Consider the following 12,183-nt stretch of genomic DNA (forward strand, 5'->3'; position numbering starts at 1 on the left):
GCCGGAGGGATGGCGGCTCTGGGCGCAGGCGGGAGAGAACTCGTCAGCTCGCCGCGCCAGCCTTGAACCCGGCGACAAAGCTCGCCCAGGAGCGGCTGTCGAAGGCGAGCGTCGGGCCGGTGCGGTCCTTGGTGTCGCGGACGTCGACCGCGCCGCCGACGAACCGCACCTCGACACACGCCGCGTTGTTGGAGCTGCGGGAGGACTTGAACCAGCCACGGTCGGGGGTGGGGAGAGCGGCCATCACGTCATCTCCTTCGCGATCCGCCGGATCAGCTCCAGCGACTCCGCCGAGCCTAACGCCCGCTCCCGCGCCTCGGCGAACGTCACGACATAGTCCGCGACCCGGCTGGACTGGTCGATGATGTCGCTGGAGGTGAGCACCTCCTGCCACACGAGGTCGGGCAGCCGGGGCGAGGGGAACGACAGGATCTGGAAGGGACCACCGAGCGCGGGATGCGCCCCGGCGGTGAAGGGCATCACCCGGATCTCGATCTGTTCGGGGCGCTCGGTGAGCAGCCGGTCGAGGTGGTCGAGCTGGGCGCGCATCACCGCCGGGCCGCCCACCTGCTGCCGCAGCACGCCCTCGGCGATCACGGTGGTCACGCGGATCGGGTGGTCGTCGCCGAGCCGCCGCTGCCGCGCCATCCGGGCGGCGACCCGCCGGTCCATCTCGGTCAGCCGGACATAGGTGTTGCCGCCCCGGATGACCGCACGGGCGTACCCCTCGGTCTGCAACAGCCCGTGGAGCAGCTCGTTGTCATAGGTACGGATGTGTGATGCGCCCGCCTCGTAACCGAGGAAGCGGAGGAAATCGGCCGGGAAGAGCTGCGAGTACTGGTGCCACCAGGCCCGCTGCATCGCACCGACCCGCAGCTCCTCCAGCTCGGCGGCGTCCGATGGGTCGATCTCGTAGATCTTGACGAGCTGGGCCAGCCGGTCGCCCGGCAGCTTGACCCGCCCGGCCTCCACCCCGGAGATGTACGCCTGCGTGATGCCGCTGGCGCGGCCCGCCGCGACCGCCGTCATGCCCACCTCTTCGCGGCGCTCCCGCAGGCGCAGCCCCAGCTCCCACGCCTGCACCGTGGGCGACGCGAGCGGCGGCGTCGACTTGCGGCGGGTTCTTGCGGCGTTCGTCGTCATCTCAACCCCATCCGTTCACGGTCGCAGGCACATTGGCGACCATAGTACAAAGACTCGCCGCACACCACGCCCTTGATATAAGCGCCATCATCGGCGATGCTCTCTCCAAGACCGTCACCGAGGAGGCAGCATGTTGAACGAGGTCAGGTGGATTGGTCTGGAGCCGAAGGTGCGGCACGCGTTCTCGCTCTGCCGGGTGCGCGAAGCGGGCACGCCCAACGAGTGGTACGACCTGCTCGGGGTCGTCCGGGTGCCCGTCGACCAGCAGGTGCCGGACAAGCTGCGCGACGGGCTGCTGCCCTGGGCGCTGGCCACCCTGGCGGCCGGTGGATACGGCTTCGGCCGCTACCACGCCGGCTACTCCACCCTGGACGAGGACGGCGAGCCGGACAAGGCCCTCGCCAGCGAGGACATCAACTGGTCCGGCAGCGGTGTCCTGGTCCCCGTCGAGAAGCCGGCCGAGATCGACAGCCGCCTCGGTTAAGCAACGTCACCAGACCCGGCGGCGGCCCGCGCGGTGGTTGCGTACCCCGCAGGGGCGGCCGGGTGGCGGGGCGGCGGGCCGGCGCAGGCGTACGACCAGGGCGGCCAGCAGCACGACCAGCGCGACCGCCGCGCCGGCCGCGACCGGCCACCCGCCCGGGCCGAGCCGGCTCACCGACGACACCGGCACCCCGGGCGCGCCCCCGACGGTCTCGCCCAGCGTGCCCGCGTCGGCGGCCAGCACCTCGGGCGCGTTCGCCGGCCCCGACTCCCCCGCGGAGGCGGCGGCGGTGGTCGCCGGCTTCTCCGCCGCCGCGCCACCGCGAGGGGCCGCAGCTTCGCGGTAGATGACGTCGGAGCAGGAATAGTAGGTGTCCTGGGTGTCGGAGTTCTGCCAGATCGTGTAGATGAGGTGCCGCCCGGCACGGCCCGCCGGCAGCCGGCCCGTCATCGTGTACGCCCCGTCGCGGATCGGCGGGTCGGTCGCCGTGAGGAACGGCTCGGCCTCCAGATCGACCCAGGTCAGCCGCCGCTTCGGGTCGTAGTCGTCGACGGTCGAGTAGAGCCGGAACGTGCCCCGGTGCGGGATCGTCGTGCGGTAGCGGAAGGTGAACTTCGCGCCCGCCGTCAGCTCGGTCGCCGGCCAGTCGGAGCGTGCCAGGTCCAGCCCCTGGTAGGCGGACAGCCCGCCGCTGCACAGCTCCCCGTCGGGGATGCGCTGCCGGTCCCGCCCGTCAATGCGGGCCACCCGGATGTTGTCCCACTCGCGGACCGCCGCGCCGGCCGACACGGCCGCCCGGCAGGCGGGGGTCGCGGCGTGGGGGCCGCCGGGCCGGCACGCGGCGGCGCGGCTCAGCGGGTCGGTGGGGGCCCCGTGGGCGTACGCCGGGGGCGCGGCGAGCGCCACGGTCGCGGCGGCGACCGCGGCGGCGGCGAACGTGCGGCGTACGGCCATGGTGTCGACCTCCCGCACAGTGGTACGGACGCGGGGCGGCAAAGGTTCGACGGGCGCTGCCCCTACCTGCCCGTGCCCGCCGCGCGGAACGGCTGCGCCTGCCAGGCGGCCGGGTCCTCGGGGTGGCGGGGCGGGTGGGCGCAGAGGACGTACGAGTCGGGGGCGGTCGCGCCGTGCCGGCCGCCGAGCGTCGCCATGATCGCCCGGTGCACGTCGCGCGGGTCGACGCGCGGGTCGGCCGGGGCGGCGTACCCGACGAGCGACCGGGCGCCGACGGGCCCGTTCCGCAGCACGATCCTGGCGTACGGGTCGCCGGTCGCCTCCCGGAGCACCCGCTCGCTGAGGGCGAGGTCGATCCAGGCGGAGTCGATCTCCACCCAGTTGTCGCCGCGCATGACCCGGTCGAGCCCGACGAGGTCGCCGAGCATGCTGTAGTCGATGTCCCGCTCGGCGGCGGTCAGCAGGATCCGCTCCATCGACCACAGCAGCTCCGCCGCCTCGTCGGTGGTGACGTGCCGTACGTCGTGGGTGAGGCCGACCACGACGGTGGGCCGGGTACGCAGGATGACGAGCTGCACCGGGCCGGTGGTCTGCGTCTCCAGGCCGCTCTCCACCTCGGTGCCCCGCACCGGCACCCCGGCCCGCCCGTCGAACACGCCACCCCGGGAGGTGCTCATGTCGTTGATCACGAGGTCACGGTGCCGTTGGCAGCCCCGCTGGGAGCCGATCGACTGGACCAGCTCCTCCACGGCGGTCGCGTCGAAGTAGGCGTACTGGTAGGCGTTGAAGATGTTGAGGTGCGTCTGCCGCAGGGTCTCGTGGAACGAGGGGGCCGGCGCGAACGGGACCAGCGCGCTCTGCGCGATGCTGCCGACGAAGTTCTGCATGCGGGGCAGCGCCCGGTTGCTGTAGAGGGCCTCCAGCATCGCCCGGTCGGTGTCGGTCCACCAGCACAGCAGCGTCGCCGTGGTGGTGACGAGGACGCTGGCCGGGGTGACCCTGGCCCGCTTGGCGATCTCGGCGAGGGCCGCGGCGACGGGGGTGGAGCGCAGCGTCGCGAGCCGGTGCTCCGGCTCCCCCTCCCGGCGGGCCGGGGTGGAGACGAGGCAGGGCGGCATGGTCTCCAGCTGCCTGCGCCAGTAGTCGAGCGTCCTCGTCATCCGCCGACGGGCCTCGGGGGTCTGCTCGTATTCGGCCTGGTCGGCGGGCTGCCAGGCCGGCGGGTCGGCTCGATGCTGGTCAGCGTGGCCGCCCGCCGTGCGGTCGGCGGGCGAGGCGACGAGCCCGACGAACTCGTCCAGCACGATGTTCGCCCCCACCAGGTCCGCGACGGTGTGGGAGAACTCGAAGACGGCCCGCACCGGCACCCCGGCGTCGGTGGTGACCGCCATCCGGACGGGGAAGTCGGCGCCGTGGTCGAACGGGCGGGGCGGATCGGTGATCCAGGTGCGGTCGCGCGCCTGCGGCCCGAGTTCGAGCAGCGTCACCTCGACGTGGCCGGACCGGGACACCACCTGGGCCCGCTCGACGCCGGGGCCCACCTCGTAGACCGTCCGCAGTCCCTCGTGGCGGGACACCAGCGCGCCGGCCGCGTCGAGCACGTCGTCGACGGTGCGGCCGGCGGGCAGGTCGGCGTGGACGACGAACACCGCGCCGGTGCCCTCGTGCGGCATCCAGTCGAAGACGTTGCTCTGCCCGTGGGGCAGCGGCCAGCGGCCCGCGCGGTGCCCCGCGAAGGGCACCCGCACCGTCCGGTGGAGAGTCGGGGTCTCGGCCGCGGTCACGGGGCCACCTCCAACTCGGTCTGGTCGGTCTTCTCCTCGGCGGGCGCGGGCGTCGGCCTCGGGCGGGTCAGCAGCCGCAGCCCCGACAGCAGGATCACCAGCGACAGGACGGCCAGCAGGACGCGGTAGTCCACGACGCCGATGAGGACGGCGGCCACCCCGATGCACGCCGTCTGCGGGACCGTCACCAGCATGCCCGCCGTGGTGAAGACCCGGCCCAGCAGCCGCGAGGGGGTGTGCCGCTGCAGCAGGGTGTTCCAGCCGATCGAGAACCAGGTGACCGCGAGCCCGATCCCGATCGCCCCGCCCAGCACGACGGGGGTCGCGCCGACGGCCAGGGCGGCGCAGCCGATCCCCAGGCCGACCAGCGCCCCGCCGATGGCCCGGGCCTCGCCGGCGCGGCGCAGCAGCCACGCGCCGGTGAACCCGGCGGCGATGGAGCCGATGCCCTGGACGCTGACGATCACCCCGAAGAACGCCGCCGGCCGGTGCAGCCCGTCCTCGACCACCACGAAGATGATCGGCTCCAGGAACCCCACCGCCCCGAACGCGACGGCGCTGACCAGGGTGACCTGGGACAGTAGCGGAACCGACCGGATGTGCCGCAGGCCGGCGAGCAGCTCCGTGCCGAACCGTTCGCCGGTGGGTTCCGGCGGCGACTCGTTGACGCGTACGGACGCGAGCGCGGTGATGGCGGCGAGGAAGGTCAGCGCGTCGATCAGCGCCAGCAGGTGGCCGCCGAACGCGGCGTAGATGCCGGAGCCGACCAGCGGCGCGAGGATGCGGGTGAACCCGAACAGCGTGCCGAACGCCGCGTTGGCCGACGGCAGGTCACGGTCGGGCAGCAGGTCCTTGAGCAGGGCGTTGCGCCCCGCCGTGAGCACCGTGGCGACGCAGCCGTGCACGATGGCGACGGCGTAGATGATCCAGGTGTCCTCGGCGCTGCGCACCCCGAGCAGCGCCAGCACCACCAGCCCGGCGATGCCGTTGGTGACCATCAGCAGTGTCTTGCGGCGTACCCGGTCGATCTGCCGCCCGGCCAGCGGGGCGAACAGCACCGGCAGGCCCATGGCCAGGAAGACCACACCGGCGGCCGAGTTGCTGCCGGTGAGGTCCTTGACCCAGATGCCGAGGGCCAGCAGCAGCGCGGTGTCGCCGAAGCCCGACAGTGCGTCGCCGATGTACAGCCGCCGAAACCGGCCGTCCCTGAACGCGGTCACTCAACTCAGCGCCTCTCGGTGGTTGGCGGGGCGGCCGACGGGTTCCAGCCGCACCTGAAGGTGGCGATAGCCGTGGACCAGGTTGGAGCGCAGCGGCACCGGCTCCCCGAGCACGGCCACCGCCTCCGCGAACTCGGCCAGGGCGAGCAGCAGCGCCCGCAGTTCCAGCCGGGCCAGCGCCGCACCCAGGCAGTGGTGCGGGCCGTACCCGAAGCCCAGGTGGTTGGCGGTGCGGCCGGGGCGGAACTCGTCGGGGGCGTCGAAGTGGCGGGGGTCCCGGTTGGCCGCCGGCAGCCACGCCACGACCGCGTCGCCGGTCGACACCCGCTGGCCGGGCAGGTCGACGTCGTCGGTGGCGACCCGCAGCACGTGCATCGCGGGCGACGTCCACCGGATGACCTCCTCGACGACCGGCCCGACGAGGCCCGGGTCGGCCCGCAGACCGGCGAGGGTCCCCGGGGACGTGGCGAGCGCGTGGAAGCAGCCGGCGATCGCGTGGCGGGTCGTCTCGTTGCCGCCGACGAGGACGTTGTCGCAGTTGAGGAGCACCTCGCGCAGGTCGAACCGGCTGTCGGCGGCCAGCGCGCTGATCAGGTCGTCGCCCGGGCTGCGCCGCCGGTCGGCCACCAGGTCGGCGAGGTAGAGGATCATCTCCGAGTGGGCCGCCTCCGGCGACATCCGGTCGAAGGTGTCGTCCGCGCCGCCGAACGCGTGGTTGGTCAGCTCGATGAGCATGTCGCGGTCGTCCGCCGGCACGCCGAGGATCCGGCAGACGACGCTCGCCGGGATCACCGGCCCGAGCGAGGCGGCGACGTCGACGCCGCCGGCCGAGACGGCGTCGGCGACGAGCCGGCGCACCTCCTGCCGGACGACGTCGTCGAGGGACTCGGCCATCGCCCGGGACAGGAACGGCATGATCACGCTGCGCAGCCGGCCGTGCTGGGGTCCGTCGGCGACCACGAGCATCCCGCCGCCCGCCTTGTCGGGGTGGTCGCGGTCGAAGCCGATCATCATCCCGTACTCGGAGGTGAACGGCGCCTTCGGCGCGAGGATCGCCCGGCACGCGGCCAGCGAGAACACCGACCAGAAGCCGCCCGGCGACGTGCCGGCATCGCTCCACAGCACGGCGTCGGCGGCGGCGTGGTCGCGCCAGCGGGCGAACCGGTCGGGGTCGAGGTAGAGGTCAGGGTCGCCCAGGTCCATCGCCGTGCCCCCTCCGCTCGGTCCCGGCCGGGTCGGTGGTCTCCCCGGCCGGGTCGGTGGTCTCCCCGGCCAGGTCGGTCGTCTCGCGGGCCAGGTCGGCGATCTCGCGGGCCAGGTCGGCGAAGGCGGGCCGGCGGAACACGGTGACGATCCGCAGGTCCACGCCGAACCGCCGGTGCACCGCGCCGACCAGGTGCAGGGCTTTGATGGAGGTGCCACCCAGGGCGAAGAAGTGGCTGTCGGCGGCGACGTCGGCGACCCCGAGCAGGTCCCGCCAGATGTCGGCGAGGCCGGCGGCGACCGGGTCGTCGGCGGTGGCCGGTGCGCCGGGTGTGGGCGAACCGGCGGCCGGGGCGGCCGGCGTGTCCGGAGCCGGGGCCGGGGCACCCGCCGGAATCGGGGCCGGGGCAGCGGCCGGATCCGGGGCAGCGGCGCGGCCCAGTTCCGCCAGCAGCGCCGGCCGGTCCACCTTGCCGTTGTTGGTCGTCGGCAGCCGCCGCACCCGGTGGCACCGCGCCGGCACCATGTACGCCGGCAGGTTGGCCCGCAGGAACTCCCGCACCTCGCCGGGGTCGGCCGGGCCGGTCAGCACGGCGACCAGCTCCACGGCGTCGGCGTCGGCGACCGCCAGCACCGCGCCCTCGCCCACCCCGGGGCAGTCGCCGAGGACCCGCTCCACCTCGCCCAGCTCGACCCGGAACCCGCTGACCTTGACCTGGTCGTCGCGGCGGCCGAGGAACACGACGCCGCCGTCGGGCAGCAGCCGCACCAGGTCGCCGGTGCGGTAGAGCCGCGCCCCGGGCTCGACGGCGTACGGGTCGGCGACGAACGCGGCGCCGGTGCGCCCCGGGTCGCCCACGTAGCCGTCGGCCAGCCCCTGGCCGCCGACGTACAGCTCGCCGGTGCCGCCGGGCGCGACGGGGGCCAGCCGGTCGTCGAGGACCCGCAGGTACGTGCCGTCGATGGCCCCGCCGATCGGCAGGACGCCCCGGTCCAGGTCGGCGGCGGTCACCTCGTGGGCGGCGGAGAAGGTGGTGTTCTCCGTCGGCCCGTACGCGTTGACGAGGTGCTGTGGCGCGCCGGCGGCCAGCATCCGCCGCACGGGCTCCAGCGCGTACTGGTCGCCGCCGATGAGCAGCACCCGCAGCCCGGCGAACGCGTCGGGCACGTGCGCGACGATGGCGTTGAGCAGCGCGTTCGTGGTGAACATGACGCTCACGCCGGTGTCGGCGAGGAACCGCCCCATCCGGTGCGGCGACAGGGCCACCTCGCGGGGCACCACCGCCAGCGTCGCGCCCGCGCACAGCGCGCCCCAGACCTCCAGGGTGGCCGCGTCGAAGGCGGTGTTCGACAGGTGCGCGACGACGTCCTCCGGGTGCAGGCTCAGGAAGTTGGAGCGCGGCACCAGCCGCAGGATCGCCTCGTGCGGGACCACCACCCCCTTCGGCGTGCCGGTGGAGCCGGAGGTGTACATGACGTACGCGGGATGCCGAACGGTCACCGGCACCGGCACCGGCACCGGCGGCGGGGCGGGCCGGTCGGCGGCCCCGGCCAGCGCGGCGGCCAGGTCGACGGTCGGCACCCCGGTCGGCACGTGCTCCTGCGCGCCGGGCTGGCACAGGGTGAGTCGCACGCCGCTGTCACGCAGGATCGTCCGGCTGCGGGCGGGCGGCTGGGCGACGTCGACGGGCACGTACGCCGCCCCGGCGCGCAGCACGGCCAGGAACGCGGTGACCGCGTCCGCGCCCCGCTCGGCGGCCACGGCGACCCGGTCCCCCGGCCGTACGCCCGCCTCGACCAGGTGCCCCGCGAGCCCGGCGGCGGCGGCGTCCAGCTCGCCGTAGCGCAGGCTCTTTCCGCCGTGCCGGACGGCGACCGCCTCCGGGTAGGCGCGCGCCCGCTGCGCCACCAGCTCGTGCACCGGCCGGTCGGCGGGCTGGCGGGTGTACCCGCCGGGGACCCGGCCGACGGGCCGGGACGGGGCCGACGCGACCGACGGGGCCGACGCGACCGGCGCGGGCGGGGTCTCCGGGATGGACAGCGTCGCCGCGACGGGGGCGTCCGGGGCCGCGCTGAGCCGGGCGAGGCCGGCCAGCAGCCGGCCGTGCAGCTCCTCGGCCCGGCCCCGGGTGAACAGGTCGGCGGCGGCCTCCAGCGCCGACGTCGCCGCCGTCGCGCCGGTGGTGACCGTCCACAGCAGCTCGTACTTGGCGGTGCCGGTCGACAGCACGTCGCGGGCGGCGGTGGCCCCGGCCGGGGCCCAGTGCCAGGCGCGGTCGTCGACGTGCGAGATGCTGACCTGGGTCAGCGGGTGCCCGGCGGCACCGGCTGCGGCGGTCGCGTCGGCCACCAGCTCCTGCAACGGCGTCCACTGGTAGGCCAGCGCCGCGCTGACCTGCCCGCGCACCTGCGTGACGAGCTGCCGGAACGTGGTGTCGGGCCCGACGCGCACCCGGACCGGCAGGACGTTGACGAACATGCCGACGGTGTCCTCGTCGTCGGCCGTCCGCCCGCCCAGCGGCGCGCCGACCACGACCTCCGGCGCATGCGCCGCGCCCCCGGGCGCGGCGACCCGGGCGAGGAACGCCGCGTACGCGGCGAGCAGCACCATGAACTCCGACGCCGCGCAGGCCGCCGCGAGTTCGGCGAGGCGGGCCACCAGCGCCGCGTCGACGGGCGCGGTCACCACCTCGCCGGCCGGGCCCACCACGTCGGGACGCGGCCGGTCGGCCGGCAGCGCCATCCGGCCGCCCAGCCCGGCGAGCTGCCCCCGCCAGTGGGCGCGCGCCGCCGCCGCGTCGGGGCGTCCGGCCAGGCCCCGGCGGCGCAGCGGCGGCAGGTCCCGGGACAGGCCGGCGCGGTCGCCGTACGACTGCTGGAGCTGGCGGTCGAGCAGGTCCAGCGAGTGCTGGTCGGCGATCAGGTGGTGCAGGGTGAGCAGCAGGACCGCGCGGTCCCCGGGCTCGGTGACGAGGCAGGCCCGTGCCAGGGGCGGCACGTCGGTGGGCACCGGCCGGCGGGCCTCCTCCGCGACGTACCGGCGGGCCTCGGCGGCGGCCCGTGCAGGCTCCTCCCCGGACAGGTCCACGACCGTCCACGGCAGCGCGGCGGCCGACCGGACCAGCCGCCGGCCGTCCGCCGTGAAGCAGGTGCGCAGCGCCTCGTGCCGGTCCACCAGGTCCTGCAGCGCGGCGCGCAGCGCCTCGGCGTCGACGTCGCCAGCGAACCGGTAGCGCACCGGGACGCAGTACAGCGGCGAGCCCGGGTGCAGCCGGTCGGAGAACAGCAGCCGCTCCTCGGTGGGCGACATCGGGGTCTCGCGGGCCGACGGCGCGTGCCGGGCGAGGTGCGCGGCCACGTCGACGGGCCGCCGGCAGGTGAACAGCAGGTCCAGGTCGACGGCGATGCCGGTGCGCCGGCGCAGTTCGAGGGCCACCTCGACGGCCTGGAGGGACTGCCCGCCGAGGTCGAAGAAGTCGGCGTACGGGTCGATCCGGTCCCGCCGCAGCACCTGCCCCATCGCGGCGTGCACGATCTCGGCGTACGGCGCGGCGTCGGCCGTCGCCGGCTCGTTGTCGATGCTCACGCGGCGCTCCCCGCGTCGTGACCCGCGTCGGCACCGGCGCCGGCACCCGTGCCGGTGCGCCGGACCAGGTGGTCGCCGAGGACGAGCGCGTCCAAGGTGGACCGGGCGAACGTGGCGACCGCCTCGGCGGGGGTGCGGACGATCGGCTGGCCCCGCAGGTTGAACGACGTGTTGACCAGCACCGGCAGCCCCGTCCGGCGGCCCATCTCGCGCAGCAGCCCCCAGAACAGCGGCGCGGACTCGCGCTGCACCACCTGCACCCGGGCGGACCCGTCGACGTGGGTGACGGCGGGCAGCCGGTCCCGGTAGGGCTCCCGCACGCCGGTGACCATCAGCATGTGCCGGAACGCCGCCTGCGTCCCCGGCGGGATGTCGAAGTAGGTGGCGGCGTCCTCCACGGGCACCGCCGGGGCGAACGGGCGGAACTCCTCGCGCTGCTTGACCACCGTGTTGAGGTGGGCGCGCATCGTCGGCGAGCGCGGGTCGGCGAGGATGCTGCGGTTGCCCAGGGCGCGCGGGCCGAACTCCATCCGGCCCTGGCACAGCGCCACCGTGGCACCGCCCTCGATCAGCGCCACGGTCTCGCGGACCAGGTCCTCCTCGGCGTGCCGCGCGACAGTGAAGCCGGGGCCGAGGTCGCGCAGCGCCGCCGCGACGTCGGCGGCGGCGAGGTCGTCCCCCCAGTACGGCATGTCCATGCCGGCCGGCGCCGCCGGCCGCGCCTCGCGCAGCGCGGCCAGGGCCGCGCCCAGGGCGGTGCCGTCGTCACCGGCGGCCGGCTGCACGAACACCTCGTCGAAGAGGCCGCTGCGCAGGATCACCCCGTTGGCGGAGCAGTTGAGCGCGACGCCGCCGGCCAGGCAGAGCCGGCGCAACCCAGTGCGGCGGCGGTACTCGGTGAGCACGTGCAGCAGCGTCCGTTCCAGCGCGTCCTGGAGGGCGGCGGCCACGTCCATGTGGTGCTGCGCCAGCTCGGCGTCGGGCTCGCGCGCCGGGCCGAGCTTCTCCTCCAGCCGGCGCAGCACGCCCTGGTGCGTCTCGCGTTCCATCGGGGACTTGTTGGCCGACAGCAGCGGCACGGCGAACCGGCCGTCGGGGTCGAGCCGGACGAACTCGTCGAGCGGGCCGCGGTAGCGCTGCCGGTCCCCGTACGGGGCCAGGCCCATCACCTTGTATTCGTCCATGCCGGGCTGGAAGCCCAGGTAGTGCGTGAAGACGCTGTAGAGGATGCCCAGCGAACTCATGATCGGGTAGCTGCCGCACTGGTCGAGCGACGCGCCCCGGCCCTCGAACACGGTCAGCGACTCCTGCTCGCCCATGCCGTCGGCCACGACCACCAGCGCCTCGTCGAAGCCGCTGAGGTAGTAGCTGCTGGCGGCGTGGGCAACGTGGTGGCGCACGTGGACGAAGCGGGGTTCGGCGACGGCGGGCGGGTAGTGGGCGCGGAAGGTGTCCCGCTGGACGCGCTGGGCGTACACCTCCTCGTACCACCGGGTGGCGAGGTGGTCGAGCCGCCAGACGGGGGACGGCTCGTACCGGAAGCCGTGGGCGACGACCTCGACGTCGCGCATCGTCGCCCCGGCCGCCCGCAGGCAGGCGTCGATCGCGTCGTGGGGGAAGCGGCCGGTACCCTTGTCGCCGTCGTAGCGTTCCTGCGCGGCGGCGGCGATCACCCCGGTCTCGTCGACCAGGGCCGCCGCGGAGTCCAGGCCCTGGACGATCCGTTGTTCCCGCCGCCACCCGTCGCCGAGTATCGCGCGCTTGAGCGCCGTGCCGCGGTCGAGGCCGCTGAATCCCAGCGTCAGCATT

General features: G+C 75.0%; 9 protein-coding genes. 1 reads left to right on the top strand and 8 read right to left on the bottom strand.

The features are described from left to right. Positions 1-43: 43 nt before the first annotated feature. Positions 44-244 carry a DUF397 domain-containing protein gene (locus LPA42_RS08405; protein WP_077936422.1) on the bottom strand — a complete coding sequence of 67 codons (201 nt, stop codon included), beginning with the start codon at positions 242-244 and terminating at the stop codon, positions 44-46. After that, entirely contained in the window at positions 244-1,143 is a 900-nt protein-coding gene (locus tag LPA42_RS08410; RefSeq protein ID WP_077936421.1) for a helix-turn-helix transcriptional regulator, read from the bottom strand. The genes LPA42_RS08405 and LPA42_RS08410 overlap by 1 nt, the downstream gene beginning before the upstream one ends. 130 nt (positions 1,144-1,273) lie before the next feature. Here LPA42_RS08410 and LPA42_RS08415 point away from each other — a divergent pair, with 130 nt between their 5' ends. Next, positions 1,274-1,627 (top strand): hypothetical protein, encoded by a 354-nt coding sequence (locus LPA42_RS08415; RefSeq protein WP_077936420.1) that lies wholly within the window; start codon positions 1,274-1,276, stop codon positions 1,625-1,627. A 6-nt stretch (positions 1,628-1,633) separates the two neighbouring features. Here LPA42_RS08415 and LPA42_RS08420 read toward each other — a convergent pair whose 3' ends face one another. The 6 genes from LPA42_RS08420 to LPA42_RS08450 form a co-directional block, all read right to left on the bottom strand. After that, positions 1,634-2,581, bottom strand: coding sequence for a lytic polysaccharide monooxygenase (locus LPA42_RS08420; RefSeq protein ID WP_077936434.1), 948 nt, complete (start codon positions 2,579-2,581; stop codon positions 1,634-1,636). 62 nt (positions 2,582-2,643) lie between these two features. Then, positions 2,644-4,365 carry a condensation domain-containing protein gene (locus LPA42_RS08425; protein ID WP_077936419.1) on the bottom strand — a complete coding sequence of 574 codons (1,722 nt, stop codon included), beginning with the start codon at positions 4,363-4,365 and terminating at the stop codon, positions 2,644-2,646. Beyond that, a complete protein-coding gene (locus LPA42_RS08430; RefSeq protein ID WP_077936418.1) occupies positions 4,362-5,585 on the bottom strand; it encodes an MFS transporter in 1,224 nt (407 codons plus the stop codon). Before LPA42_RS08430 ends, LPA42_RS08425 begins: the two co-directional genes overlap by 4 nt. Then, positions 5,586-6,788 (bottom strand): cytochrome P450, encoded by a 1,203-nt coding sequence (locus LPA42_RS08435; protein WP_077936417.1) that lies wholly within the window; start codon positions 6,786-6,788, stop codon positions 5,586-5,588. Continuing rightward, on the bottom strand, positions 6,769-10,374 hold the full coding sequence (locus LPA42_RS08445) for a non-ribosomal peptide synthetase (RefSeq protein WP_077936416.1): 3,606 nt from the start codon (positions 10,372-10,374) through the stop codon (positions 6,769-6,771). Before LPA42_RS08445 ends, LPA42_RS08435 begins: the two co-directional genes overlap by 20 nt. Continuing rightward, complete coding sequence (locus LPA42_RS08450) at positions 10,371-12,182, bottom strand: carbamoyltransferase C-terminal domain-containing protein (protein ID WP_077936415.1); 1,812 nt, start codon at positions 12,180-12,182, stop codon at positions 10,371-10,373. Before LPA42_RS08450 ends, LPA42_RS08445 begins: the two co-directional genes overlap by 4 nt. Position 12,183 lies beyond the last annotated feature (1 nt).

The sequence above is a fragment of the Micromonospora sp. DH13 genome (genome assembly GCF_020873825.1).
GTDB classification, from domain to species: domain Bacteria; phylum Actinomycetota; class Actinomycetes; order Mycobacteriales; family Micromonosporaceae; genus Micromonospora; species Micromonospora haikouensis.